Source organism: Brumimicrobium aurantiacum, assembly GCF_003402975.1.
Taxonomy (GTDB): domain Bacteria; phylum Bacteroidota; class Bacteroidia; order Flavobacteriales_D; family Crocinitomicaceae; genus Brumimicrobium; species Brumimicrobium aurantiacum.
The window spans coordinates 249,215-275,845 of the sequence record NZ_QURB01000002.1 but is presented as its reverse complement, the minus strand read 5'-3'; the positions used below and the strand labels follow the sequence as shown (position 1 = coordinate 275,845).

The window sequence follows — 26,631 nt, the reverse complement described above, 5'->3', positions numbered from 1 at the left end:
TTTTAAATCATGAAAAAGTTATTATTTTTTATTGTAATATCGTTTTTTGTTACTTCTTGTGCTGCCCAAAAAGTACAAAGTCCAGCCTACAACACGATGTTGAAATCGATGTTAAAGAATGATGTTCCAGAACTTACAGTTGACGAAGCAGACAGCATTAAAAATAATAATCCTAAGGTTGTTTTTATTGACACTCGAGAACAAAAAGAATACGAAGTGAGTCACCTCGAAAATGCGGTTTGGGTAGGTTACGATGATTTTGATTTATCCCGCGTAAAATCTATCGACAAAGACACAAAAATCATTGCTTATTGTTCTGTTGGAGCACGAAGCGAAAATGTTACCCGACAACTCATCGAAGCCGGCTATACCGACGTAAGCAACATGTACGGAAGTATATTTGAATGGGTAAACCAAGGAAAACCTGTTTATAACCTCGAAGGCGAAGAAACGATGAAAGTTCATGCTTACTCTAAAACTTGGGGCGTTTGGTTAAAGAAAGGTGAAAAGGTTTATGAATAATTATTATTCTCTCGAGATGTTATATATTACCAGATTATGGTTGATTCAATATTTCTGATTAAGTCGTTTTTTGATCCAATACTTGACCTAATTAAAAGACAAAAAGAATGTTCTCCTTCAATGAAAAAGGTATAAGTTCTTAGTTGCCATACCGTTTTTCATGATATGATGTAATATTAAGGAGTTATCATTGAAATTATAAGTCATTTCCCTGTCTTCTTCGAATAGTTTTGATACCTCATAATCTGTTGAAATAAAAAGTTTTTTAAAAGAAGTACCTATTATTGATTCAAAATACTCAATACTACTAGAACTTTTTTTTACTTTTTCACCATCAATCTCATCTTTCTTTTGAATAAAAAAGATATCCATATGTAATCCTAAAGGATCTGATTTATAACTCCAAAATCCTGGTTTTTGTACATATTGCTCTTTCCAAAATGAGGTATCAATTAAGAGTTTTTTTGAATAAGATTCCTGTTGGATTAAAGTATCAAAGTAATTCTCTTTAAAACTATCATCAATATCTATTTGACCTAAGATTTTTTGAGAAAAAATTATAATTAAAATTGCTAAGTAGATTTTGTTTTTCATTTCAATAATTGTTTCCTTAATTTCTATGGTTTACTTAAATTATACTAAATAGTAGCTTGAAAACAAAACAACTCTTAGTTTCAACAATGCAGGAATTTGGTTTCATTCTTCAAATCATAAAAGTACTATATTTCAAAAATCTACCACTACCGAATCGAAAAGCATTAAATATTAATCTCGATTTTTTAAGGTACAATTCTATTTATAGCGCTGCCGCGAGCTTGAAGCTCGTGGCAGTGCTATAAATAGAATCCATTAAGTTTAGCCCATCAATCCCAAAACAAATTTATAACAACGGCACCACCACTACATCATTTATCAACCCTTTTTCTCCTGAATAATCTACAGCACTACTATATTTATAATCTTCTGGATTTAAAACCATTCCTTTCTTTATAGGATTATTATGAATATAATTTATCTTTTGAGTTATCACTTTGTTGCTCCATAGTTCAATGGGCATATTGTTTTGCTGCCAAAATTGAAAATATTTCACGTTTGATCGATATTCGCCGTGACGTTTAAAAGTGTCCATAAATAATTTTCTATTTTGCTCACCATTATCTTTATTTATCAACTTAACAATTTTCTTACTAGTATGTGTTTTAAATTCTCCAAGCAATTTTCCTGGAGTTACTTCAGTTGTACTACGAAACACCAAATGAACGTGAGTTGGCATTATTACCCAAGCGTAAATTTCCATTCCTTTATTCTGCTGACAATAGTTTAAATTATCAACGAGAATATCCTTATATTTATCTTGATCGAAAATTCTTAACCATTCTACAACTGCAAAGCTTACAAAATAAGGTGCGTTTGGGTTATGAAATCTATAATTCCTACTCATGGTGATTTAGTTTGGTTATATTAAGATAGTAAAAAAGTTGATATGCAGATAACTATTTTGATAAAAATGTCTCTTGCTGAGAGACTTAAATATACCAAGAACACGAGCTAAAAGCTCTCGGTAGCTTGGTATATTTAACATTGCTTTTTATTATTTAAACTTTATAACTATTTAGAGTGCTAATCTTTAAGCTATCTCCTCTGTCCTGAAATTCGTAATTTTCAATTCTCAATTCGTAATTGTCTCCCTATTTTCTCCAACAAATACAAATTATGCTCTATAACCAAAACATCATTCTCTATCGCTAATTTTTCGAGGATGTTTAACAACAAATCAATATCAGCATAATGTAGACCAATACTCGGTTCGTCTAAAATAAACAACTGATCTTTAGGTGCGTCTTGCAACCAATTTAACAGCAGTAACCTTTGTTTTTCACCTGATGATAAGGATTGTACGCTTTGCGCTAAGGAAAGATGATCCAAACCTATTGCTGCCAATTGATCCAAGGATTTTATGACTTTCGATTTCACTTTATGGTTGGCTAACCAGGTATGAATTTCATTTAGATTCAAGTCTAAAACTTCGGCTATGTTCATCCCTTCAACTTCATATTCTAGAACAAATGGTTGATAGCGTTTACCTTCGCACTCTTCACATATTTCTATGGCATTTGAGGCAACGTCCAAACTGGTTTCAGTATAGCCTTTTCCTTTACATATCGGACATTGACTCGTTTTTGTTTTATAGGAGAAGTCCTTTACTTTTAAGGTGCTTTTCTTAGCAAAAACCTTTGTGACATCAGTTAAAAAGCCCAAATAATCAACCAATAATGTCGCGGAATGTGTTCTTAATTTCTTTGTTTCAAAAAAATGTACGCCTTCATATTGTTTAGGCGATTCAAAGGCGCTACAATAAACCGGTTTTCCACTCAAAATGCTCGGCATCAAGACTTCTTTAACCAAAGTTGTTTTTCCAACTCCCGATTTACCTGTAATGGCTGTAATTCCTCCTACTGGAATTGATATACTTGACTTTACCAAAGTATAACGTGAAATATCCTGAAAGGAAATGTGCGTTTTTGATTCTTTTGAACTTATTTTCTTGTCAGAACTTTTTAAGAAAGGATGGCAATTTTCTTGTTGAAGTATACCTAATGGCGAACCTTCGTAAGTTATTATTCCTCCAAACTTTCCTGCTTTGGGTCCTAACTCGATTAAATGTGATGCGGCAAACATAATTTCTTTGTTATGCTCAATTACAACCACCGTATTTCCTTTGGCAATTAAGTCATTTAAAATCGAAATTAAATCTGGAATATTATCGTTCGAAAGTCCAGCAGAAGGTTCATCCAACAAGTAAGTTATTCCAGTGAGTGGACTATTCAACTGTTTGATTAATTCAACACGTTGATTCTCTCCACCAGAAAGCGTAGCCGATTTTCTATTCAATTGCAAATGATCAATATGAAGTTGCTTTGCTCGTTTTAATGTTAATTCAACTTTTGAATATAAATGTTCTTTTAATTTATGGTCAATGGCTTCTAAATCATCCGTTTTCATCAATAGCCACTCTTTCAATTGACTGAAATTCAAAGATTTTACCTCATGAATTGATTTACCTGCGAATTTTACATTTAAACGGTCTTTTAATAATCCACTTCCTTCGCAAGTCGAACATTTTTTAAAAGTCAACAAAGCACGTAGATTTTTAATATTCTTATTCTTCCGTGTTTTGTAATATTCCTCCTTTAGATAGTTGAAAATCCCATCATAAGTCATTGTAATCTCCTGACTTCCTGTTCTCGTTTTGGTTTTAAACTCCCAAGATGTACTCCATTCTTTTGTGCCTGTTCCATTTAAAATTAAATCAACTTGTTTCTCCGTTAAATCTGCAAATTTAGTTTCTAATGAAAGCCCATTTTCTTTTCCAACTTCTTTTAAAATGGCCATATACTGACTACCAGAATTCCCATAATAATCCAATGCTTTGTTATGTTCGAAAAGACCAGTTGTGATGCTTAATTTTTCGTTTAACACAATTTTATTTAAATCTGGTAACAACTCCTCACCGACTCCTTCACAAACAGGACATCGGCCCAATTCATGTGCATTAGAAAAATGACTTGCGGTCAATTCTTCCCCTTCAAACATCGCTTTTCGTGAAAAAACAAACCTTAAAACCCGATCAATTCCCGTTTGTTTGGCAATATCTGTGCGTAATCCAAAATTAGCATCTTTCCTTGTGATACAAATCGTTGGTGTTAATCCAGAAATACTTTCAACGTCGAATTGGTAATTTGCTCCAACCCTCGATTGCTGATAACTCGAAAATTGTTTACTCATTTCTTGCATTCCATAACCATGTAGTGTATCAATCACTAATGAAGACTTACCCGAACCAGAAATTCCGGTCACCACCGTTAATTTATGTTTAGGAATGTTCAGGTTAAGGTCTTTTAATTGATGTGTTTTTGCACCTTTAATGATGATTTCATCACGTTTTTGATGCGTGATTTTCTCAAGTTCAATTGGCTTAAATGCTAGGGAATTATCCAATAAGAGATCACATTCTTTTTGAAAAAGTTGATGATTTTCAAAACAAACTATTCCAGCTGTACTACTTTTTAACGCATGTAAAGCAGAGATTAATTGTTGCGCATTTTGATAATGTAATCCTATACTCGGTTCATCCAGGATAAGTATCGTTTTGGTAGACTTTTTTGCAAAATACTTTGTCAACTTTATACGTTGCGCCTCACCTCCAGACAAGGTATTTGAAGGCTGACCTAATTTGATATACCCTAATCCAAGTTGAATCATTAAGGTGAGAATTGCAATAATTTTCTTTTCAGCATCAAAAAACTCAAGTGCTTCTTCAATCGTCAAATCATAAATATCCGCAATGTTCTTTTCCTTCCATTCAACCTGCAAAACATGTGATTTAAAACGCTTACCGTTACAAGTCGGACAGATTTGATTGATATTCCCCAGCACATTCATCGACAGTGTAATAACACCCGCTCCTTCACATGCTTCACATCGACCAGATTTGTTATTGAATGAAAAGTCGCCTTTTTTCAATTTTAGTGACTTAGCTTGAGGAGTTTTAGCCATTAAATCCCTTATTTTATCTGCTAAACCCGTATAAGTAGAAGGATTACTTCTAGGTGTTTTTCCAATGGGTTGATCAGTAACTGTGATATAATTGAAGTTATTTTCACTACAAAAGCTTTCAATTCTATCCATTAAATGGGTTGTTTTCCTAACAATTACATGCAATTTTTGTAATTCAGGTTTAAATGAATTGGCTTTTTGAATTTGAGGTGAATGTGTTGCAGGTATTTTGTCTGCTTGAATTGCTTTTAGGGTTGGACTATTTAAGTTTTTGGATTTAAGGAAATTAGTTGAGGTACCATTGTAAACGATTTCTCCACCATTGACTCCAGCAGCTGGTCCCAATTCAACAATCCAATCGGCGGTTTGAATAAAATCCAAATCATGTTCCACCACCATGACCGTATTTCCTTTTGAAATCAACCGTTTGAAGATATAAAGCAAATAACTTTGATAACGCCTAGAAAGTCCAATAGACGGTTCATCAAACACATAGAGAATACCTTGTAAATGGGTGTTTACTTGGTTGATTAATTTAATTCTTTGTGCATCACCAGAAGAAATTTCAATACTCGGAGAGTTAAGACTATACCCTTCCATACCAAGGCGTATTAAATCATAGAGTTTGGTTTTTAGTTGTTCCACGAGCACCTCCTCTCCTACGTTTAAGTCTTGATTTTCAAGTTTTTCACACAATTCATTTAAACTAAAATTCATCCAAGAATTAAAGTTATGCCCTTTCCATTTAAATTTGAGATGTTCAGCTTTTATACGAGCTCCATGACAACTTGGGCATTCACGTGAACTCACAAATTTTAAAATATTCGGATTCCTATCTCTTTTGAGGATATCACTCATAATGGGTAAAACACCTTTGTAAAAACCTTCTTCACGTGGTTTTGCTTTGAGTCCTTGCCACCTTAATCGCGACTCAATACTGTGTTTACCGTAATACACTTTAATGCGATCGCTACCTGACAAAACAACGTTTTGTTGTTCCTCGGTTAAATCTTTCCAAGGAATATCGACATTAAATCCATGTGCTTCACACAAACGATTTAACTCTTCAACAGTTACTTGAGAATAAACAATATAACCATTTGGTAAAGTGGTAACTATCGCTCCTTCTCTTAACGTTAATTTTTCATCTCCAATCAATTTATTTACATCAATAAATTCCTCTTCTCCAATTCCATTACATACTTCGCAAGCGCCTCGTGGATGATTAAAAGAAAACAAAGATTTACTCATTTTTTCATGAGAAGAATAACGAGCAAATAGAATTCTAAAAACAGCAGTCAACTCCGATAAAGTCCCGAAAGTAGTATTCACCGATTGAAAACGTTTGGTTTGTTCGACCTTAATAACTGGCGGAAGATGAGTAATGTCATCCATTTCAGCCGTTGGAATTCGCAAGTGATTCTGCTGACTATAAGCCGGCAAACTTTCCAAAAAGTAGCGATATCCTTCATTTGCTATGCAATTCATCGCCAAAGAAGATTTTCCCGAACCCGACAAACCTGTCACAGCAATAAGTTGATGTTCTGGAATTTCTAAACTGATGTTTTTCAGATTGTTTTGATGGGCATTGATAATTTTCATGAAGAATTCGCTTTTTAAAAAGAATAAAGATAAAAAGATTGAAAGCTTGAACAAGAATCAGAGTTGAAGTGTTTCTCCTTTCACCTCTTTTGCTCTTAAGCAAAAGCAATTTATCTGGTACGTAAGTTTTATAAAACGTCCATCCACACCAGATAATAGAATTGCATATTTTCAAATACCTACATCACTACTACTGCTACTACTAAGTGGAGGAACTGTTTTGTCCCAAGACCACGAGAAGCTGCGCTAATCCGTACAGCTGTCGGATCTCGCGCCAGCTTGGGGACATGAGGTCGGCCTGCTTCAAAGAGATGCAATAGAACAATTTGAAATCTTCCAAGAACATAAAAGACTAAAACAATTGGTGTTCGTAATTACTAAAATTTGGATCCAGTTATCATGCATAGTTACACCAGTTCTAACAAAGACTGAAGAACACAAACAAATAACAATGAATTGCTTACAGCAGATGTTTCAATCATTTCCTAGAAAAACAGTCTTCAAACTTCTGTCTATTTCTCCAAATACTTTTTATAGTTGGTCAAACAAAGAAAAGGTAAAGTGTGGTATCTCTCCATCAAGTCTTTGTTTCAAAAGACATCCTCTACAATTAGCAATAAATGAAATTGAAACCATAAAATCTTTATACAAGAATCAGAGTTTTGAATGTTGGCCTGCTGCTTCTATTTACTACCATGCAATAAGAAATAACCGTCTTTTTATTTCATTGAGTACATTCTACAAATACACTAATTTACTGAGTTTAAAGCGCAAATGGAGAAAGTCATCTGAAGAATATTACAACCCAATTATTACAACAAAGCCTAATGAATTTATTCATATAGACACAACATTCTGGCCGTTATCTAATGGAATCAAAGCAGCCATAATTCTTGTTTGTGATAATTTTTCTAAAGCCATACTCGGTTGGAATGTATCTCTTAGAAAAGATGGTAAAAATGCAAAAGCTGCACTTCAAAATGCTGTTGTAAATATTCAAAAACACCACCCAAATTTACAAACAACTTCTCTCATAACTGATGGTGGTGGAGAAAACAATAATATTTTGGTGGAGGATTTCCTCTACAACTTAGAAACACCAGAAATCATTAAATTACTTGCTTTAAAAGAAGTAAGGTTCTCCAACTCAGCTGTAGAAGCGGTTAACAAAATTATTAAACGGTATTTACGGAAAAAACTGCCACACACACTTGATAAGCTAATTCAATGTCTGGAAGAAATTATCAATGATTATAACACTATCCGACCACATGGTTCTTTATCTGGTCTCACCCCAATGGAATGCTATTCTTCTGAAGAAGTAAATCTTGATTTTAAACAGCAAAAACTCGAAGCGAAGAAGAATAGAATCCAACAAAACAAATCAGTGAACTGCGAGATTGATATTTGTAAGTAGATAATATTACTCATCTTGGTTTAGAACCCTTCTGTGCATATAATCTCTTACTCCATTACAACTAAATCTTTAGCTCAACTTTTATATTTCAAAGAACAAAACTTTATCAAATAGTCGATTAGAATTTACTAACCCATAACCCTTTGTTTCTTAACCTACTTCGTTACAACGAAGTAGGTTATTCGCTTTTGTCTCGGGAGTAGCGGCGGTATTACGTGGAATGTGCGGGCATACAAATCAATACCCCGCGAACGAGATGGAATCTCGCACGAGCGGGGGGAATGATGTAGAGTGCGCATTTGGATACCCATGTAGCGACGGATCCTATTTTTTAATTATATCATCACAATGCTCATGAGTAACATTAATTGAAGTCATACTTTTATTACCTCTTCGGGCAGTATACTTCAAGGTGTCATGCCTTAACATTAGTATTTCAAATTTTAATTTATCTTTCAATGTGATGCTTTTGTTTTTTGGATCAAAGTTCCATCTACCACTGTCCTTTACGTACCCCCCTGAATTATAATTTCCGTCTGCAAAAAACTCCAAATAATGCGTGCATTTCTCAAGGTTTTGAATTTCTCCATTTTCATCCAACAATTCAATCATATACCATCTATTATATAGTTCACTAGGTGGTTTTGAACTGTATGGTTCAGAACATGCAATTAATATGATGGTTAAACAAGTAATTAACATTAATTTCATAACTTAACTTTTTCTGCTTTTTGCAATACCTCTGTTTCTATTACTTTAACTTCTGTACGCACGTAGCCTTCGCCTCGTAATTCATTTCTTTGATCAACGGCCTCTTGCATGCTACCAATATCAAAACTCCCTGTTGATACGCTATACCCATCTTCGGTTGGTATAACCGAGAGTTCAAACCCATCTTTAGAAAACTTTGATAATAACTCCTTTGAATATTCAATTGCGCTTTCTTTGCTCTGAAAATCAGCAACAATTACACTTGCTTTATGTCTAAGTTTATAACTCCTCCATTCGCGACGGTCTAGTATCTCAAGTATGCCTTCAGCAATTTTATAACGCTCTCCTTGAGTTCCGGCAGCATCTGCGTGAGCATCTATTATTTCACTTCTAATTAACCCATCACTTGGATGCCAAAGAACATCAAAATAGCCCCCATCAAATTCAATAAATTCTTCTCTATCAGTAAACAACCAATCCTTTGAAAATGGACCATCATATCGTCTCAAAATGAATTCTTCCTCGTACGTTTTAAACTCTCCTCCCTCTGTAGTATAACCTAAAACTGTTTTCCAAAAAATCTTTTTTAATTCACCTTTTTCATCATGTCCCCATAAATAATAAATACGTTCCAATCCTTCAAGCTCAACAAAAGCAATTGTACTATTCTCACTAAACGCATAAGGAGAGTTATGCGGATATTCAGCCGCCAACGGATCCACCGCAAAGAACCTTCCGACTCTCGGATCGTGCATTCTGTACTTATAATTTACAGAGTTTCCAGGACCTTTAATTTCATCATCCTTCTCTTGCCCTTGGAAGCCATAACGATAATCCTCAGGCTGAAATTTTCTACCCGGCATCTGCGTTTTATATAGCCGTTTTACAGGTAAAAACATATATATCTGAAGTTAAGGTTAAAAATATTAAACCATCTTTCACTTCACTTTCAATATAATATACATTATTAAATTCTTCAAAACTTGAGTCCCAAACTTCCAAAAATAGGCTATCATTGCTTACAGTTATATCCCATCTTCCATTATTATTATATAATTGACCTATTGGAATAGGAAGCCTTATTACTCCATTTTCACGGAAGGCCATTAGATTAGACCCAAAATGATTACTGCTTGGAAAAATAAATTCATATTTTTCTTTTCTTTTTATTGTATCAATGGACCATAAATTGTACGATATCAGCTTATTTTTGATTTTTTTATAATCAGAACACGAGCCAATTGAAAATGACAAGATCACAATTAAAATAGAATACTTCATCATTACATTCATTTTTTCTCTTTTTCTTCTTCTTCTTTTTTAAATTCCTGATATTGTTGCAATAGAGAAGGTATTTTAAACTCTTTATATATTTGCGGAGCAACGGTATTATCAATATTTCGATTATCAGAATCATTAGGATTAAGAGAATAATGTGTTGACGTTGCAATTAAGTTGTAAAGTGACAATCCTAAATCGATTAGATCCTGATCCTGTGTCACATCAGGATCAGGATGAGTTTGTCCAAACAAAAGTACATTCGCGATTTTTGATAAGTCTTGAATATTCTGATACTTTTTCTCAATTAAATCCAAACCAATTGCAATTGTCAAGACATCGTATACATCCTCAAAAGTTGAATTAATTTGATTTTTAACCTCTCTTCCATTATTACTATTAACAGTATTATAATAACCAGTAAATCCCGCTACTATAGCATCAACAGCCAACAGTCCTTTCGCCACTCCATATGACATTCTAGCACCAGGGGGTACAAAATTTGGATCGTGAGTTTTGTTATTAAATGGTCCGGCCGGTCGAGGTTGCTTTTTAAGTTCTGTTTTCATTTGAAAGTTGCTACCTCCTGCTGGGTAACAACCGATACATTCATTATTATAACCATTACCTAACCCAGGATTACTTACCTGTTTCTCATTTTCTAAAAACCACCAATTCTGTAAAGCAATGTACGTTTTACCAGATGAAAAATAGTAAAGATACTGGTCACTTTCTAAAAACTCTAACCCCTCTAATTCAATACCATCAATCACTCTATTCTCACTAAATGCATACGGTGAGTTATGCGGATACTCTGAAGCCAACGGGTCCACCGCAAAGAACCTACCAATACGTGGGTCGTGCATTCTATACTTGTAATTGATGGAGTTTCCAGGGCCTTTTACCTCATTATCAACTTCCTGACCTTGGAAGCCATAACGATATTCCCCAGTACTTCCGTTCCTACCCGGCATCTGCATTCCAAACGGATAATAATCTGAATAACTAATCACGTCTTCAAAGTAGTACAAAATTTCATCCTGTGCAAGATTTGGTTCAGGAATTTTTCTATCTGTTATCACTGCTAGAACATTCCCCTGGCTACCGCGAGATTATTCTCTCGGATCTCGCACGAGCTGGGAGAGTAGTGATAGAAATCTTGGAGCGTACATTTTAATAAACCTTTACAAATCTAATACTCATCATTTCTTGCGTGACATCACGTTCTTTTGAAGCGTGAACTACAATTTTCAGTTCATTTACACCTTTCCGTAATCCATTCAATCGATAATTAGCCTTTTGGTGGTTTTCTGTTTCTACATAACCCCGTTTTTTTTTATTTAGATAGATAGTCATTTTAACTTTTGTTGCTCCCCAATAATGGGGTGTGATTTCTAAATTAAGATTGGATTTGTTAAAAACATGAATTGTGTCAGATAGAGGTGTTGGAACAACACTTAAAAATAAGGATTTATCATAATTTATTTCTCCATTTTCTTTGTATTCAATGTTCTCAACTAAAGAGTTATCACGTAGTGAATCAGTAGTATAATATGCCTTTCTTTTTAATCTTCCTTTATCTGAAAAGAAATATACAGGGCCATCAGTTTTAAATTTATCAAACTTCATTTTTGTATTTAGAAGCCCAATACCTTTTTTAAAATATAGCGTTTCCCATATTGATTCTTCGAAGCTCGTAATATTCTTATACTCAATTAAATTATCTTGATAATTACTATCTATTATAATAATAGAAGTATCTTTGTAGTTAATAGTGGTATCTGTATAGTCTTTAATCCTCATCTTTTCACTAGCTTTCTTTTCATGATTATTATCACATGAGTAGAAAACAGTTATTAAGCATAGTATCAAAAAAAGTATTTTCTTCATCTTTTTAATTTAATCATTAATGTACTTTGGATCAATTTCTCTTGCTGTATTTGGACCGTAAAAACTGGAATACCTTTGCTACCGCGAGATTCTTCTCGTGGGTTATACACAAAAAAGACATATAACATAAAATTATTATTGAATTCATTAAAAAGCTACCTTCAAACGAATAGACATACCTTTTCACCATAAAAAATACGCTTAACGCAAAAAACAGAATTAATATTGTAGATAAAACTTTATGAAATCTAAAATAGAAATACTCGTTGATTAATAAAGCAAAAATAATTATTAAAATCCCCCATCTTATTATTATATACATAGTTGAATCCCTAATAAAATCTTGCCACCAAAATATGTCATCTCTTATGGGATTTGTTATTCTATAAAAATAGAAACCAAATAATGTTGTGATTAAAACAATAAATATTCTATAAAATAATCTTTTCATATTTTTTACTTAGGTGCGTATTTATAAGGACTGGACCAAAAATTATAAACATCATCCAACTGATCATAACTCATAACAGTTGGTGTATTATTTGCTTTTCCATTTTTTGTAACATAATAACTTTTTCCAGCGTTATCTTTACCAAAATATACAGCAGCATGATTTTCAAACCAGCCCCATTCTGAAAATGATTCTAATGGTTTCATGTCCTTTTCGGAAATTTCTTTCTTATTATTCCAGCGTTTTCCCCCTCGCTACCGCGAGATCCGACAACTGTACGGATATATCTCGTGGTAGTCTGAATCCTAACTATCACCAACTTTAAAAATACAAATATTTTCAAATACCTACTACCACTACTCCATTTAAAATTCCTTTCTCTCCGCTATAATCAACAGCACTGCTGTATGGATAATCTTCTGGTCTAAAAACCAATCCTTGATTTACAGGATTATTATGAATGTATTTTATTTTTTTACTAATTACATGATTACTCCATAATTCGATTGGTTTATTGTCTTGTCGCCAGAATTGATTATACGTTACATTAGATTTTTTACTTCCATTGCGTTTAAAAGTTTCCAACAAATTTTCTTTTCGACTTTCCCTGTCATTTTCTTTTATTGTTTTTACTACTGTCATGCTGGTATGTCGTTTAAAACTTCCGAGTAACTGACCTGGTGGTATTCCTTCAGTACTTCTAAAAACTAAATGGACATGATTTGACATTATACACCATGCGTAAATTTCCATTCCTTTTTTTTCTTGACAATAATGTAAACTGTCAATTAAAATGTCTTTGTATTCATTTCTTGTAAATACATCTAACCATTCTACAACTGAAAAACTTACAAAATAAGGTGCTTCAGGGTTGTGAAACCGATAATTTCTACTCATTTGATTTAGGTTTATTGGGTTAATACTAAATAAGTTAGTGAAAATTATTCAATAAAGGTTTATGGAATGATGTTTTTGTGAGCTTTTTTGACTGAGATATATGTTTGGAGACCCAAGGCCACGAGAAGCTGCGCTAAATCTCGCGGCAGCTTGGGAACATCTTTTCTTCAATTTTATTGCCATCCTTCTACATCAAGTAACACCTTGTCTTTCAACACACTTCGTTCACGCCAAAAGTCGGACGCAGTACGACGAAGGGTTCTTTTCCCTTTTATCTCAAAGTAGACGCGGGGTCTTTTCTACTTAATGGATGTATAATTGACTTGTTAAAATATATCATTTTCTCTTTACTAATAAAGTCACATTTTAAAATTAATTTATTCATAGAAATTGCTTGGATAGTAGCTAAAGTATCTTTGCGAGTAGATTTATCTACCAAATAGCTACCAAGTTTATGATAAAAACTAGTATCAGAATCATGTATAATATAATCTTCTTCAAAACTTATTTTTATACCTTCATTACTTTTCCATGATCCCAATAAATGTGTGTCATAGGTGTTAATTACTGATTTTAGTTCCAACTTATTAACGTTCGAACTATCACACTTACATTTTTCAAAAAAAGGGTAAAAACAAACTAAACTTTCATTTTGATTTATATATAACTTCTCTTCAATAGAGTTTAATTGATGAAATTTTATACCTCTTTGCCTTGTATTAAATGTATCTACATATAAATAGAGAAATAAATTTTCATTTTCTAATTTCACAAAAAAAGAATAATAATTATCTATATCATTATAAAACACTGTATCCAAATTGTCTGGAATTGAATACGATATTTTATTAAATGTTTCCTCAAAAAGTAAATTAAAACAAGGAATATATTTATTGATTTCCATTGAATAAGATTCATTTTGAACACACTCCAGTTTCTCTTTTACTTTACCTTCACACGAGTATGAAAATAAAACAATTAAAAAACTTGCTATTTGAAGTCTGAATAATCTCATCAATTTATTTTTTTTCTATACATTCTGTTTTAACTCTTATTTTTACTCCGTTCCCTGTAGTACTATCCTTTGCTACCGCGAGATTCTTCTCGTGGTAGTTAGAATTCTAGCTAATACTAAGATTAAAATTACAAATATTTTCAAATACCTACCACCACAATTCTATTTCATTTTTTTTACGTAATAACCAATAGCACTATTGTGTATGGAACCCAAGGCCACGAGAAGGTTATGCCTATCCGCACAACTGTCGGATCTAGTGGTATCTTGTGTTAATACTTAATGTTTTTCAGTAATAAAGCCAACTACAAATTGATTTACTTACAAAATCGACAAGTTTTTTTTATTTCTTAACTTCTACTTCCTATATTTAGACTTTCAGAAGAAGCTTATGTTACATACAATAGAAAATGAACACCTTAAATGCACCATTGAATCTAATGGGGCTGAAATTCGTTCACTTATAGATAAGAATAAAGGTAAAGAATACATTTGGCAAATCGACGAATCTGTTTGGGGAAGTAGCTCCCCTGTTCTATTTCCAGCGATTGGAAACATTAAAGACGGAAAACAGCTATTTGAAGGAAAAGAATTCGCCATGACCAAACATGGTATCATTCGAAACAACGACCAATTAATTTTCAAACAATTAAGCCGTTCTAGCTGCGCTTTTACATTGAATAGCTCAGAAAAGACATTAGAAAAATATCCATTTGACTTTTCGTTTACAGTTGAATATTCAATAATTGGAAATAAATTGAAAATGGATTATCACATTGAGAATAATGGTACTGTTCCAATGTATTTTGCTTGTGGAGGCCATACAGCATACGCTTGTCCAATAGACGAAAATGTAAAGTTATCTGATTATGTGATAGAATTCCCTATCAAAAACAACTTAAAATCCCGAAAATTAGGTCCAACTGGTTTACTTTCAAATGAAGAAAAGGAAATTTCAATTGAAAATAGATCACTACAGCTTTCCGATACCTTGTTCAACGAAGATGCACTCATATTTTCGAACATTGATTTTGATTGGGTAAGATTAAGAAAAGTGAATGAAGCAAAAGGCGTGATTGTCCGCTTTACTGGTTATCCAAACCTCGCGATATGGTCAAAACCTAGCGCAGATTATGTTTGTATTGAACCGTGGTTGGGCCTTCCTGATAGTGAAGAAGAGGCGTTAGCACTTCCGAAGAAATCAACTTACAAGTCCCTTGACCCAAATTCTAAATTCTCAATTTCGATCACTACAGAAATTGAAAAATAAATATGATTTTTCACAGGAATTTTATACAAGCTTCCCTTATTTTAAATAGGAATTGACTTTATTGAACTATTGAGTTACCCATTTAAATAACAATCAAATCATATACACTTGTTAACCCAAATCCACTTTCAAATAAGCTCTATAGAAAGAAATTGCTTATTTTCTTTTTAGTTCACTTTTGTTTATTTTTTATCGTGTTCATGAACTCCCTTTGGTCGGTTGCTCCAAATAGAGAGAAAACGAAGTTTTTGAAGACGAAACAGTAAGAAGCGTTAGTGCCGAAACTGTAAGGATAAAAAGAGCTAGCGCCTGATGTTTTTTATTCAATCTTTTATATTTTTCAATTGTTTTCATGAGCTTGCTACGCTGCGGTTCTTGTCTCCACTCCTGTAAGTCGATAATGCGCTGTGCTGAGTTTACCGTAGTATCGGTGATCTCCTCAGACGAGCTGAGAAGCTGCCGCCATTATTAGCGACTTTCAGCACGCTTCAACTTCAAAAAAACATAAAGCGCGTCCCCATAAACATACATTTTCCTAATAATTGATCATTTAATGATTTCCTTTTAATATTAAAGTCCACAACACAAACATCTACATATCAAAAGTTTTACAAAATTTATTTGTAGAAAATTGCAAATTTAGAGTACGAGATTTAAATGGGTAACCCTTTTAAACTATATTTACCTTATTAATCATTTATAAAGACACAATGTCAAAAAATACAGATAAACCATCTCCAGAAGCTAAAGCATTATCACTTTTCTTGATGGCACATAAAAGTACAAACCAAAACTATAAAGAGAAATCTAAAAGAATCAATAAGTTGTGGACACAAGTTGCCTCAGGAGGAACAACCAAAGAAGTTTACCTAGAAGAAGTTCAAAACATGTTAGAATCATATGGTGGTTATGATAAAGTAGTTGAAAAAACTGTGCAATTTTACATCAATAAAACGGGTGAATGGAAATTGGCTGGAAACGACAAATTTTGTCAAGATGCACAAAAAATTGCTGATCGGCTAAAAGAAGAAAAGTAATTTATTGATATTCATCAATTAAGTACTATTTTATACGATACTATCTTAAAGGGAGAGAACACAAGGTTTTTCAAATATTATTTTGAATCATTGATTGCTGTTGGTTAATCCCGAAAATTATCGGGACTACAGCAGTGGTGTTTAGTGTATATTGAATAAAAATACAATATGAAAAAAGCAATTTGGAACGGAGAGATCATCGCAGAATCAGATGAAACAATAGAAATAGAAGGAAATGCCTACTTTCCACCACACGCTATTAATAAAGAGTTTTTTATTAATAGTCCCAAAACAACATTTTGTCCATGGAAAGGTGATGCCAGTTACTACGACATTAAAGTAGATAATAAAGTAAACGAAGTTGCCGCTTGGTATTATCCAAAGCCTAAGGAAAAAGCAGCTCATATTAAACACTTTATCGCCTTTTGGAATGGTATTGAAGTTAAATAAACAAGATAGATGATCATCTAACATTAAACCGATATAAATGTATTTCAATCAATTTTTAATTGCGTTACTATTCGCGACTTCTCCTTTATTATCTATCAATGGACAAGTTAATTTAGAGGAAAGTTTAACTCCTTGTTTAAATGCTGAGGCCATCAGTCAGGCTGGATTTAAGTCACTGCAAATTTACGCAGAATTGAATGAAGACCCAATCAACGAAAGAGGTAGTTACAGTGGGAAATTAGAAGAATACGAATTCAATAAAAATGGACAAGTTGTATATTGGTTAAGAAGTAATAACCGTGGAAATCTACCATTTATCGCTTATGGTAGAGGGAGCTATATTCACCTTAACACCTATGATGAGCAACAAAACTTAATTCTTGATTACAAAGAGAATTATCGAAATATTGAAGAGAACATTTTCAACTATGACGAAGAAGGAAATAAAAGCGACTATACAATTAAATATGATGGAGATACAGTTTTGAGTTACCATTATACGTGGAAGCGAAACAAATTAATTGAAACGCATTTAAATTATTCAAATTCAGCAAATAAAGATCGCATCAATGCGTTTGATCAAAAAGGTAGGATTTCACATGCTAAAACAGCTTCTCGTGAAGTAAAATATACCTATACCGAAAAAGAAGACACTTTAATTACTCAAATCAAAACCTTCCGCGCTGATACATTATATAACCTTGAAGAGCATAAAGTACTTTCTAAATTCAATAGAATGGTGAGTTATATACAACTCGATCATAAAAAAGACACAGTCGTAGAAATGAAGGCTGAATTAGATCAATTTGGGAATGCAATATTTTATTATCTGAATAATACACGAAACAAAATGCATGGAAATACGAGTTATCCACCACACTCCTACCGAATTGAAAATGTATACAATGAAAGTAATCTTTTAACAAAAAGATCATTTTTCTATTCGAGATCAGATGTTGGCGAAAATGAATTGGTTAAAATCGAGCATTACGTTTATTTAAAAAATAGTTTACCTTTTAAATTTAAAAAAGGAGATATTTATGAAGATAGCGATACGCAAGTAATTGATCGATAATAGATTAAATCCAACTTTGATTGCTCGACTCCACTTTATAAGTTAAGTAGTTTATCACTTTTTTCGCTTCAGCATACTTTAGGTAAGCTATACGCAATTGCCCAGAAGCCGTATAAATAATGATGTCGGCATGTCCGTTTCTGCGCTGAAACAAATTCCTTTTCATTACAATTGATTGAATTTTATAGGTGGACACGTATTTATTTATGGTATGAATTGATCCTCCATGCACTTGCAAAACATCATCATTCACTCCAATGTAGCTTTTTTGTACTTTCTTATACGCTACATAAAAGAATATAACAAAGATGAAAGATGTTATCATTGTACTAAACATCAATCCTTGCCAGTTATACAAAATGATCCCAATGAGCAACGAAAGCACAATATATTTGATGAGGACTCTAAAAAGTAATCGGTAACTACTTTTTGCAGTTATGAAATGTTGCGGATAGGGCAAATCAAATAAAGACTCAAATAATTGACTTAGGTTTTCATCGGAAACACCTACAATTCCAATCTTTTTTTTCTTACTTAACTCTTGTGCGGAAGCTTGACTAACAAAAATATTTTTGATTTTAAGCAAGTCCTTTATGGGGTTCTCCTCTACTTCAAAAACTTGTGTTTTGTTCTTCTTAATAACTTGACTTACGCGTTTAACTAAACCGTATTCCACTTCATAATCATCACCTGTTTTGGTCAATTTCAAGTCAAAATATTTTATCACCACACTAATGACTGTGACAAGGAAAGAAACAACTATAATGAACACAAACAAACCTGCAAAAAAGCTATTAAAGCCTTCCATAACACTTGCATCCATATTTTCAAAAGTCGCATCTAAATATTCCTCGAACTGTTTTTCGATAATTTGAAAAATAGTACCAAAAAATGCAAGCATAATACCAAAGCCTTTCAAATAGTTGGAACTCATCCCTACTTTAATCAACTGAAGGAAATCAAGCGAAAATACACGTTGTGGACTTTTTGTTTCAACAGCTATTTCTTTTTCTTCGGCAATGTTTTCAGCACTTCCATCTTCCTTTTCAACTTTAGTTTGTTGCGCTGCTTTTTGTAATAAAATCGATTTCAATTCATCTGCGACATCTCTTTTTAAAGCTCTAATTTGAATTTCAGCGGAATTTTGACCAGCTGTTTCTATCTCCAATCCAACTACATTCAGTACTTGTTGAATTAAATTTTGCTTGATGTTGATATTTTGAATACGATCGAAAGGAATTTCTGTCTTGGAAAAACGAAGTACACCATGTTTTAGAAAAAAACGTTGTTCTTCTATATGGAAAACAAAATTACGGTAACTTTTATAAGAATAAAGTAATAAAACCACGATAACAACTGCAGCAACGATTAAAATTGTAAACAGGTATTTTTCACGGAAATCACTACTTAAAAGTGGTAGCAAAACATAAAAATTGTGTTTGATACCTTTTATGATATTCATAAAGAATAGCACAAGAATACCACGTAAATTTTGCCGATTTGGAAAAGAAAAATCAGTCTTCATCTAAATCTGCAATTTTTAAAATTTGTGCTTTCATTTTATCTGCATCTTCAGGGTCAAGTCCAAATAAACTAAGGTCGCCACTTGAGGAACCAGCAGTAAATACTTTAATTATTACAATATTAAACGCTTTAAACAACAGACCTTGCTTCACCTCTACATGCTGAATCCTTTTATAAGGAACAATCGTTTCTCTAAAGATAATGAAGCCTTTTTGAAAAAGAATATCCTTTTCTCTTAAAGCGAATTTTCGTTTTGGAAAACCTTTTTCAACTTCTAAAATAAGGATTCCAAATATTGTAACAACCACACTAGCTATGATCAAAAACAATACAATGGGAAATTTTGGAATAAAAAACAATGCTGTTAATCCTCCTAAAAACACAAATAAAAAGATCAAATAAAGCAAACGCAGTACTTTTAAGTAACGTATAGAAACAGGACTCTTCTCTACCTCTTCAAACTTAGGTAAATCTTCTATGTTAAGCGTATTGTTTTCAAAATCTAACATTCTATCATTATTTTCAATAAATGTAAATAAAAATTAAGAATTGTGTTTTCCTTTATTTTCCTTCCAATAATTAGAAACAATTTTATCAATCAATTCATCTTTTGAAAGGCGGTTAAACACATTTCTCACTTCCTCTTTGGCTTCGTTTGGAATAGATTTGTCTAATTTTGATTTCAACACTTTATTGGCCCAAACAATCATTTTATTTGATTCTAGGTCTTCAGTATCTGCTTTTCCAACCACATTAAACTGAATCTCTAATTCTTCTTCAAATCTCCGGATTTCAGCTACTTCTTCGGTTTGTAAAATAGTCATTGAAAGACCTTTTTCTCCAGCACGACCAGTTCTACCGCTACGGTGAACATAGTTTTCAACAGTATCTGGAAGGTGATAATTTACCACATAAGCCAATTCTTTCACATCAATTCCACGTGCGACAAGATCTGTTGCCACTAGAATATTGATGTGTCCTTCTCTAAACTGCTCCATGATGCGATCACGGATTTTCTGTGTTAAACTCCCGTGAATTGCACCTGATGAGATTTTTCGTTTAGCAAGGTTCTTCGCTAATTTATTTACTGCAGCCTTTGTTCTACAAAAGATAATTCCTCTGTTTCCTTCTTGTGAACTTAAAAAATGAAGTAAAACATCTAATTTTTCTATTGGCTCAACAACTGTATATTGATGTTCAATGTCCGCATGTGCCTTTACTTCCATTTCAGCAGCCACAGTTAAAACATCTTTTGACATAAAATTATGCACATAGTCTTTTACCTGACTTGGCATTGTTGCACTGAACAAATAAGATTTCTTTGTTTGAGGAAGCGCTTTGGTAATTGTCTGCAATTCTTCTTTAAAAGCCTGAAACATTTCATCGGCTTCATCAAGCACCAAATGTTGAACAGATTTTAACGATAAGGCATTACGCTCCATTAAATCCATCAAACGTCCTGGTGTAGCAATCACAATCTGAGGTGTAGTATTCAATTCCTCTTGTTGACTTTTTAAAGAACTTCCTCCCGTCAACAAACTCACTTTTAAGCCGTCAATAGCAGCACCAAAATCAATAAGCTGTGTATGAATTTGCTGCGCTAACTCTCTTGTTGGTGCCAAAATAAGTGCCTGAATATTTGAATTTTGAACGTCAACTAATTGCAATAAAGGCAATCCAAAAGCAGCTGTTTTACCAGTTCCCGTTTTTGCTGTTGCAACAATATCATTTGATTGCTTTAAAAACAAAGGAATGACTTGTGATTGAATTTCTGTTGGTTGTAAGATGTTTTTAGCGTTAAGTACCTTTTGAATTTCAGGATTAACTCCAAGTTTTATGAATAATTCAGACATTGTATAATTTTTGTTCAAAGATAGTTAGTGTTTGTTCAGAAACACAATAAAATCAAGAAAATCCTTTTTAGACATATAAAGAGTGAATAATGTCCGTTAAAACCAAAAAGAGACGTCCATTATTGAACGTCTCTTTCTAATCTATTAAAATATTGGTCTACTTATGTTGTTCCCAAATTTGAACCAACTCACCCATTGTTTGCACCGCTTTTTGCATGTCTTGCACACTTACGTACTCATGTTTAGAGTGAATAGCCATTTCTCCGGTAAACAAGTTTGGACAAGGAAGTCCCATGAAAGATAAACGAGAACCATCTGTTCCACCACGAATAATTACAGGGCGTGGAGTAACATCTGCTTTTTTCATTGCGTCAATCACGTATTCAGTAACAAAAGGAACTTCTTTCAATATTTCCTTCATGTTTCTGTATTGTTCCGATACTTCAAATTCGAAACTTGCACCAGGATACTGATCAATAACACTTTTTGCAATTTCTTTCAAACGTGCTTCATATTCAGCTAATTTACTTGTTTCGTGATCACGAATAATAAATCCTAAAGTTGCTTTTTCTTGAATTCCATCAAAAGATGTAGGATGAACAAATCCTTCTCTACCTTCTGTTGTTTCTGGAGACCAGCTATCATTAGGAAGAGCAGCAAGAATCTTTCCTCCTAATTTTAGCGCGTTAATTAACTTCCCTTTAGCATAACCAGGATGCGCACTAACACCATGAACAGTTAATTTCACAGCATCAGCAGAAAAACTCTCGTCTTCAATTGAACCTTGAACACCACCATCAAGTGTATATCCATAGTCGGCATTCAATTTTTCCATATCTAAATGATCTACACCACGACCAACTTCTTCATCAGGTGTAAATAAAATTCGAATATCACCATGTTTAATTCCAGGATTCCCCATTAGGTATTCCACGAAATCCATGATACAAGCAACACCTGCTTTATCATCCGCTCCAAGTAAAGTTAAACCACTTGCAGTAATTAAATCATCACCAATTTTCTCTTTCAAATATGGGTGTTTATCTGTGGTAATTACCTGATTATTATCGTCTGGCAAAGTAATAGGATTACCATCATAGTTTTTATGTAAAATCGGCTTCACGTTCTTTCCTGTAACATCTGGAGCTGTATCCATATGTGCGCAGAAACAAATCGTTGGAACATCATTTGAAGTATTCCCCTTAACAGTTCCAAAAACATATCCCCATTCATCCATTTCCGCATCTTCAACACCAAGATCAAGTAATTCTTGAACAAGTACTTTACCTAGGTCTTTTTGAATCTCCGTTGATGGAAAAGAAGTTGAATTTGGATCTGCTGTTGTATCGATTTGCACATAGCGCATTAAACGCTCTGCTACCTTGTGATTATAATCTTTTATTGCCATTTTTTTATATCTTTTATTGAATCGCTAAGATAAATAAAAAAGAGTATTGTTAGGGCAATACCACCTAAAGATTCTACTCTGAATCCAAGTCAATAAACAATTTTGCAACACACTTTTTTTATTAAAAGTAACATCTCTATTGAATTGAAAACATTATTCAAAAGAGGCGAAAAACATAAAAAAATTATAAAAAAAGTAATTTTACTTTCAAACAAAGGTAATAATACGTATTTTTGGTAAAAATGAGCAGATGAAAAATAAAGAGCAACAATACAAAATAGAAGACACTCCATCTACAGTTTCTGACGTAGAAATGATTTACTACATGAACACTGTGAATATCGCAACAAAGGAATTTCAATTCTTAAAGAAATTAGCTCAAAAAACGGATAAAATAATCTCAGATTGGTTTAATATCAGTGAGAAAACCTATCAGAATTATAAAAGTTTAAAAACTGACATCACCCTACCTTTTAAAGAAAAATTTTTGCTTATCGTTGCTTTATACAAAAAAGGAGAAATAGTTTTTGGTTCCAAAGAAGCTTTTAATTCATGGTTAGACACTCCCAATTTCCACTTCAACAATGAAGCACCTGTCGATTTTTTTAAAACCATATCAGGTATCAGATACATTGAAGATCGCCTCACAGGTATAGAATACGGTGATAACGCATAAACATGGAAGTCTTTAGAATCTCTCATCAAAAACACTCCAAAAAATTAACAAGTTCTGGGGCTGCCAACAGATGGAATAAAAAAAATGAATTTGTTATTTACACAAGTGCTTCAAGATCATTATCTACGCTTGAATTAGTGGTTCATCGTAATTCAATCAGTCCAAATCCAAACTATGAAGTGATGAATATCTCACTCCCCGATGATGAAGAATTATATGAACAAATCTTAATAAAGGACCTTCCGAAAAATTGGAGAAAGTTCAACATGTATTATAAACTCCAGGAAATTGGCTCAGAATGGTACAGAAATAATCGATCGTTAATTCTCAAAGTACCTTCAGCTGTAATTGAAAAGGAATTTAACTACATCATTAATACCAATCACCCACTATTTGAAGAAAAAGTGAAACTTGTTAGAAATGAAGCATACTTTTTTGATGGGAGGTTATTTTAAGATAGATTATTCAAGAACTATAAAATACGCAAAGATGCACATCTGTACACCTTTGCGATTTAAAATTCTATTTTCTCAATTCAATATAAAGCTGCTTTTCTAATTGAAGACGGATCTTCTCCATGATTTTCTCAATCTGATCATCTTTTAGTGTTTTTTCAGCATCTTGGAAGTAGAAACTTACAGCGTATGATTTCTTTCCTTCTTCTAATTTATCTCCTTCATAAACATCAAAAAGATTAACCTCCTTCAGTAATTTCTTATCTGTTTTACGAGCGATTTCTTCGATTTCTTGGAAAGTAACTGCTTTATCCATTAACAATGAAAAATCACGTCTCATGGCAAAAGTTTTAGGTAAAGGAGAGAATTGAACTTTATTTCTATTCCCTAAACTCAAAATCATATCCCAATCTAAATCAGCGATATAAACACGCTGCTTTAAACCAAGACTTTTATTTAATTTTGAGCTAGTCCACCCTATTTCACCAATCTTATTTTTCTGAATATACAACTGCATTCCATCCTCAAGAATAGATTTTTTCAATGCTTTCATTGAAACAATACTTCCCAATCCTAGACGATCTAAAATAGTTGAAACAATACCTTTCAAGGTAAAGAATGACACCTCTTCTTGGTTTGCATTCCATTGTTCTGGTTCTTTTTTACCAGTTAAGAATATTGATAATCGTTTGTTTTCAGAAAATTCATTATTGAAGTTCTGATATACTTTACCAAACTCAAACAATCCCAAATCAGCATTTTGACGATTTTTATTGTGAGCAACAGTCGTTAATCCTTGAAAAATTAAAGATTGACGCATTACATCTAAATCCAAACTTAAAGGATTCAACATTTTAACTGCATTGTCTACAGAAAAAGTCTCTCCACCATGCTCTTCAATATATTTACTTGAAGTCAATGAATTATTCATCATCTCAAAATAACCCTGTGAAACAAGTAAGTCAGCGATTGTATTTAAACGTTTTTCCTCACTTCTCAAGTTTTGATCAGACAAACTAATATTCCATTTCTTTGGTAATTCAATATTATTGAAACCATAAATACGAAGAACTTCTTCAATTACATCAGCTTCACGGGTAACATCAACGCGATAAGTAGGTATTTTAAGTTTTACTTGATCTCCATTGTTGTGCAATATTTGAATATCTAATGCATTTAAAATCTCACCTATTTTTTCTACGTCAATTTCTTTACCAATCAATTGATTACAACGAGAATAACTGAACATCACCTCATTTGGTTCAACGCGTTTAGGATAATAAGGAATTGGTTCATGAGAAATATTTCCTTCTCCCAGTTGAGCAATCAATGTTGCAGCTCTTTTCATTGCAAAAGGAACCATGCAAATATCCACTCCTCTCTCAAAACGGAAAGAAGCATCAGTATTTAAACCATGTCTTTTTGCTGTTTTACGCACACTTACAGGATTAAAGTAAGCCGCTTCAAGGAAAATGGAAGTCGTATCTTCAATTACCCCTGATTTCAGACCTCCCATAACTCCTGCAATAGCAAGGTTTTTCTTTCCATTAGTAATCATCAAATCATGTTCAGATAATGTTCGTTCAACACCATCCAAAGTTGTGAATTTCTCACCTTCTTGAGCGTTTTTCACAATAATTTGCTCTCCTACTTTACTTAAATCGAAAGCGTGTAACGGTGTTCCCAATTCGTGCATCACGAAATTTGTAACATCTACGACATTATTGATTGGAGTTAAGCCAATAGCTAACAAATAGTTCTTCAACCAATCTGGAGAAGCTTGAATCTTAACATTTGAAATTACACACCCTTCATAACGAGTACACGCTTCAGGAGCTTCAACATTAATCTTTACTTTATCGCTATTTTCAACAACTTCATACGCACTAATATCAGGCATTTGAAGTCCAGTCTTTTCTTCTTTATGAACTTTGTTAAAAGCCACAATATCACGGGCTACACCTAAATGACCTAAAGCATCACTTCTATTCGGTGTTAATCCTATTTCAATTTGATAATCATCAGATAAATTAAAATATTCTGCAGCTTCCTGACCTACTTTGGTTTCTTCTGGTAAAACTAAAATACCATCGTGAGAAATACCTAAACCTAATTCATCCTCGGCACAAATCATCCCAAAAGATTCAACACCTCTAATTTTAGCTTTCTTAATTTTGAAAGGCTCTTCTGGTGTTGGATAAAGCGTTGCTCCAACGGTTGCAACAATTACTTTTTGACCTTCTGCTACATTTGGTGCTCCACAAACAATCTGTAATTCTTCTTCCGCGCCAACATTAACAGTTGTAACGTTTAATTTATCAGCATTTTCATGAGGAACACAACTGGTCACTTGTCCAACAACAACACCTTTAAGTCCACCTTTTATGGCTTCAACTTTTTCTAAACCTTCAACTTCTAAGCCAGTATCCGTTAGAATCTCACTTAAACGTTGTGGAGTATGCTCCGTTTTTACGTAATTTTTTAACCAGTTATAGGAAATTTTCATTCTTCTTTAATTTCGGTATTTTCAATGGACAAAAATA

At 33.1% G+C, this 26,631-nt stretch carries 24 protein-coding genes; 8 read left to right on the top strand and 16 right to left on the bottom strand.

Features of this window, described 5'->3' with window-relative positions:
• Nucleotides 1-9 precede the first annotated feature (9 nt).
• A complete protein-coding gene (locus DXU93_RS04485) occupies nucleotides 10-522 on the top strand; it encodes a rhodanese-like domain-containing protein (protein ID WP_116880062.1) in 513 nt (170 codons plus the stop codon).
• A 117-nt stretch (nucleotides 523-639) separates the two neighbouring features.
• Here the strand turns inward: DXU93_RS04485 and DXU93_RS04480 are convergent, their stop codons facing one another.
• The 3 genes from DXU93_RS04480 to DXU93_RS04470 form a co-directional block, all read right to left on the bottom strand.
• Nucleotides 640-1,116 carry a hypothetical protein gene (locus DXU93_RS04480; RefSeq protein WP_116880061.1) on the bottom strand — a complete coding sequence of 159 codons (477 nt, stop codon included), beginning with the start codon at nucleotides 1,114-1,116 and terminating at the stop codon, nucleotides 640-642.
• Nucleotides 1,117-1,402: 286 nt separating this feature from the next.
• Nucleotides 1,403-1,963: an REP-associated tyrosine transposase gene (locus DXU93_RS04475; RefSeq protein WP_116880060.1), complete on the bottom strand. Its 561-nt coding sequence runs from the start codon at nucleotides 1,961-1,963 to the stop codon at nucleotides 1,403-1,405.
• Nucleotides 1,964-2,184: 221 nt separating this feature from the next.
• On the bottom strand, nucleotides 2,185-6,681 hold the full coding sequence (locus tag DXU93_RS04470; protein ID WP_116880059.1) for an ATP-binding cassette domain-containing protein: 4,497 nt from the start codon (nucleotides 6,679-6,681) through the stop codon (nucleotides 2,185-2,187).
• A gap of 451 nt (nucleotides 6,682-7,132) precedes the next feature.
• Here DXU93_RS04470 and DXU93_RS04465 point away from each other — a divergent pair, with 451 nt between their 5' ends.
• Complete coding sequence (locus DXU93_RS04465) at nucleotides 7,133-8,098, top strand: integrase core domain-containing protein (protein WP_123776042.1); 966 nt, start codon at nucleotides 7,133-7,135, stop codon at nucleotides 8,096-8,098.
• A gap of 324 nt (nucleotides 8,099-8,422) precedes the next feature.
• On the opposite strand, the gene DXU93_RS04460 is transcribed toward DXU93_RS04465, so the two are convergent.
• From DXU93_RS04460 to DXU93_RS04425, 8 genes are all read right to left on the bottom strand, one after another.
• Nucleotides 8,423-8,809, bottom strand: coding sequence for a hypothetical protein (locus DXU93_RS04460; RefSeq protein ID WP_116880057.1), 387 nt, complete (start codon nucleotides 8,807-8,809; stop codon nucleotides 8,423-8,425).
• Nucleotides 8,806-9,672 carry an RHS repeat domain-containing protein gene (locus DXU93_RS04455; protein ID WP_165851332.1) on the bottom strand — a complete coding sequence of 289 codons (867 nt, stop codon included), beginning with the start codon at nucleotides 9,670-9,672 and terminating at the stop codon, nucleotides 8,806-8,808. Before DXU93_RS04455 ends, DXU93_RS04460 begins: the two co-directional genes overlap by 4 nt.
• Nucleotides 9,673-9,679: 7 nt before the next feature.
• The gene (locus tag DXU93_RS04450) at nucleotides 9,680-10,093 is read right to left on the bottom strand and encodes a hypothetical protein (RefSeq protein WP_123776041.1); all 414 of its coding nucleotides are present in this window, start codon (nucleotides 10,091-10,093) and stop codon (nucleotides 9,680-9,682) included.
• 5 nt (nucleotides 10,094-10,098) lie between these two features.
• Complete coding sequence (locus DXU93_RS04445) at nucleotides 10,099-11,169, bottom strand: RHS repeat domain-containing protein (RefSeq protein ID WP_240623422.1); 1,071 nt, start codon at nucleotides 11,167-11,169, stop codon at nucleotides 10,099-10,101.
• A gap of 91 nt (nucleotides 11,170-11,260) precedes the next feature.
• Nucleotides 11,261-11,977, bottom strand: coding sequence for a hypothetical protein (locus DXU93_RS04440; protein ID WP_116880054.1), 717 nt, complete (start codon nucleotides 11,975-11,977; stop codon nucleotides 11,261-11,263).
• 456 nt (nucleotides 11,978-12,433) lie between these two features.
• Nucleotides 12,434-12,634 (bottom strand): hypothetical protein, encoded by a 201-nt coding sequence (locus DXU93_RS04435; protein WP_116880053.1) that lies wholly within the window; start codon nucleotides 12,632-12,634, stop codon nucleotides 12,434-12,436.
• Nucleotides 12,635-12,767: 133 nt separating this feature from the next.
• On the bottom strand, nucleotides 12,768-13,325 hold the full coding sequence (locus DXU93_RS04430; RefSeq protein WP_116880052.1) for an REP-associated tyrosine transposase: 558 nt from the start codon (nucleotides 13,323-13,325) through the stop codon (nucleotides 12,768-12,770).
• Between the two features lie 271 nt (nucleotides 13,326-13,596).
• Entirely contained in the window at nucleotides 13,597-14,340 is a 744-nt protein-coding gene (locus DXU93_RS04425) for a hypothetical protein (RefSeq protein ID WP_116880051.1), read from the bottom strand.
• A 391-nt stretch (nucleotides 14,341-14,731) separates the two neighbouring features.
• On the opposite strand from DXU93_RS04425, the gene DXU93_RS04420 reads away from it, so the two are divergent.
• From DXU93_RS04420 to DXU93_RS04405, 4 genes are all read left to right on the top strand, one after another.
• Complete coding sequence (locus DXU93_RS04420; RefSeq protein WP_116880050.1) at nucleotides 14,732-15,610, top strand: aldose 1-epimerase family protein; 879 nt, start codon at nucleotides 14,732-14,734, stop codon at nucleotides 15,608-15,610.
• Nucleotides 15,611-16,320: 710 nt separating this feature from the next.
• A complete protein-coding gene (locus tag DXU93_RS04415; RefSeq protein ID WP_116880049.1) occupies nucleotides 16,321-16,647 on the top strand; it encodes a hypothetical protein in 327 nt (108 codons plus the stop codon).
• A 168-nt stretch (nucleotides 16,648-16,815) separates the two neighbouring features.
• Nucleotides 16,816-17,097 carry a DUF427 domain-containing protein gene (locus DXU93_RS04410; protein ID WP_116880048.1) on the top strand — a complete coding sequence of 94 codons (282 nt, stop codon included), beginning with the start codon at nucleotides 16,816-16,818 and terminating at the stop codon, nucleotides 17,095-17,097.
• A 37-nt stretch (nucleotides 17,098-17,134) separates the two neighbouring features.
• Nucleotides 17,135-18,172 (top strand): hypothetical protein, encoded by a 1,038-nt coding sequence (locus DXU93_RS04405; RefSeq protein WP_116880047.1) that lies wholly within the window; start codon nucleotides 17,135-17,137, stop codon nucleotides 18,170-18,172.
• A gap of 4 nt (nucleotides 18,173-18,176) precedes the next feature.
• Here DXU93_RS04405 and DXU93_RS04400 read toward each other — a convergent pair whose 3' ends face one another.
• From DXU93_RS04400 to pepT, 4 genes are all read right to left on the bottom strand, one after another.
• Nucleotides 18,177-19,697 (bottom strand): PH domain-containing protein, encoded by a 1,521-nt coding sequence (locus DXU93_RS04400; protein ID WP_116880046.1) that lies wholly within the window; start codon nucleotides 19,695-19,697, stop codon nucleotides 18,177-18,179.
• On the bottom strand, nucleotides 19,687-20,205 hold the full coding sequence (locus tag DXU93_RS04395; RefSeq protein WP_116880045.1) for a PH domain-containing protein: 519 nt from the start codon (nucleotides 20,203-20,205) through the stop codon (nucleotides 19,687-19,689). Before DXU93_RS04395 ends, DXU93_RS04400 begins: the two co-directional genes overlap by 11 nt.
• Nucleotides 20,206-20,238: 33 nt before the next feature.
• The gene (locus DXU93_RS04390) at nucleotides 20,239-21,549 is read right to left on the bottom strand and encodes a DEAD/DEAH box helicase (RefSeq protein ID WP_116880044.1); all 1,311 of its coding nucleotides are present in this window, start codon (nucleotides 21,547-21,549) and stop codon (nucleotides 20,239-20,241) included.
• A gap of 157 nt (nucleotides 21,550-21,706) precedes the next feature.
• Nucleotides 21,707-22,957 (bottom strand): peptidase T, encoded by a 1,251-nt coding sequence (pepT, locus tag DXU93_RS04385; protein WP_116880043.1) that lies wholly within the window; start codon nucleotides 22,955-22,957, stop codon nucleotides 21,707-21,709.
• A 250-nt stretch (nucleotides 22,958-23,207) separates the two neighbouring features.
• Here pepT and DXU93_RS04380 point away from each other — a divergent pair, with 250 nt between their 5' ends.
• Nucleotides 23,208-23,633 (top strand): antitoxin Xre/MbcA/ParS toxin-binding domain-containing protein, encoded by a 426-nt coding sequence (locus DXU93_RS04380; protein ID WP_116880042.1) that lies wholly within the window; start codon nucleotides 23,208-23,210, stop codon nucleotides 23,631-23,633.
• 2 nt (nucleotides 23,634-23,635) lie between these two features.
• The gene (locus DXU93_RS04375; protein ID WP_116880041.1) at nucleotides 23,636-24,088 is read left to right on the top strand and encodes an RES family NAD+ phosphorylase; all 453 of its coding nucleotides are present in this window, start codon (nucleotides 23,636-23,638) and stop codon (nucleotides 24,086-24,088) included.
• A 67-nt stretch (nucleotides 24,089-24,155) separates the two neighbouring features.
• Here DXU93_RS04375 and pheT read toward each other — a convergent pair whose 3' ends face one another.
• Entirely contained in the window at nucleotides 24,156-26,594 is a 2,439-nt protein-coding gene (gene pheT / locus DXU93_RS04370) for a phenylalanine--tRNA ligase subunit beta (RefSeq protein WP_116880040.1), read from the bottom strand.
• Nucleotides 26,595-26,631: the final 37 nt, after the last annotated feature.

Coding starts and splice junctions, on each gene's coding strand:
- DXU93_RS04440 (WP_116880054.1), bottom strand. CDS start 11,977: ATGAAGAAAATACTTTTTTTGATACTATGCTTAATAACTGTTTTCTAC.
- DXU93_RS04425 (WP_116880051.1), bottom strand. CDS start 14,340: ATGAGATTATTCAGACTTCAAATAGCAAGTTTTTTAATTGTTTTATTT.
- DXU93_RS04465 (WP_123776042.1), top strand. CDS start 7,133: ATGAATTGCTTACAGCAGATGTTTCAATCATTTCCTAGAAAAACAGTC.
- pepT (WP_116880043.1), bottom strand. CDS start 22,957: ATGGCAATAAAAGATTATAATCACAAGGTAGCAGAGCGTTTAATGCGC.
- DXU93_RS04430 (WP_116880052.1), bottom strand. CDS start 13,325: ATGAGTAGAAATTATCGGTTTCACAACCCTGAAGCACCTTATTTTGTA.
- DXU93_RS04410 (WP_116880048.1), top strand. CDS start 16,816: ATGAAAAAAGCAATTTGGAACGGAGAGATCATCGCAGAATCAGATGAA.
- pheT (WP_116880040.1), bottom strand. CDS start 26,594: ATGAAAATTTCCTATAACTGGTTAAAAAATTACGTAAAAACGGAGCAT.
- DXU93_RS04455 (WP_165851332.1), bottom strand. CDS start 9,672: ATGCCGGGTAGAAAATTTCAGCCTGAGGATTATCGTTATGGCTTCCAA.
- DXU93_RS04485 (WP_116880062.1), top strand. CDS start 10: ATGAAAAAGTTATTATTTTTTATTGTAATATCGTTTTTTGTTACTTCT.
- DXU93_RS04470 (WP_116880059.1), bottom strand. CDS start 6,681: ATGAAAATTATCAATGCCCATCAAAACAATCTGAAAAACATCAGTTTA.
- DXU93_RS04460 (WP_116880057.1), bottom strand. CDS start 8,809: ATGAAATTAATGTTAATTACTTGTTTAACCATCATATTAATTGCATGT.
- DXU93_RS04380 (WP_116880042.1), top strand. CDS start 23,208: ATGAAAAATAAAGAGCAACAATACAAAATAGAAGACACTCCATCTACA.
- DXU93_RS04400 (WP_116880046.1), bottom strand. CDS start 19,697: ATGAAGACTGATTTTTCTTTTCCAAATCGGCAAAATTTACGTGGTATT.
- DXU93_RS04390 (WP_116880044.1), bottom strand. CDS start 21,549: ATGTCTGAATTATTCATAAAACTTGGAGTTAATCCTGAAATTCAAAAG.
- DXU93_RS04415 (WP_116880049.1), top strand. CDS start 16,321: ATGTCAAAAAATACAGATAAACCATCTCCAGAAGCTAAAGCATTATCA.
- DXU93_RS04405 (WP_116880047.1), top strand. CDS start 17,135: ATGTATTTCAATCAATTTTTAATTGCGTTACTATTCGCGACTTCTCCT.
- DXU93_RS04480 (WP_116880061.1), bottom strand. CDS start 1,116: ATGAAAAACAAAATCTACTTAGCAATTTTAATTATAATTTTTTCTCAA.
- DXU93_RS04435 (WP_116880053.1), bottom strand. CDS start 12,634: ATGAAACCATTAGAATCATTTTCAGAATGGGGCTGGTTTGAAAATCAT.
- DXU93_RS04475 (WP_116880060.1), bottom strand. CDS start 1,963: ATGAGTAGGAATTATAGATTTCATAACCCAAACGCACCTTATTTTGTA.
- DXU93_RS04375 (WP_116880041.1), top strand. CDS start 23,636: ATGGAAGTCTTTAGAATCTCTCATCAAAAACACTCCAAAAAATTAACA.
- DXU93_RS04420 (WP_116880050.1), top strand. CDS start 14,732: ATGTTACATACAATAGAAAATGAACACCTTAAATGCACCATTGAATCT.
- DXU93_RS04395 (WP_116880045.1), bottom strand. CDS start 20,205: ATGTTAGATTTTGAAAACAATACGCTTAACATAGAAGATTTACCTAAG.
- DXU93_RS04450 (WP_123776041.1), bottom strand. CDS start 10,093: ATGATGAAGTATTCTATTTTAATTGTGATCTTGTCATTTTCAATTGGC.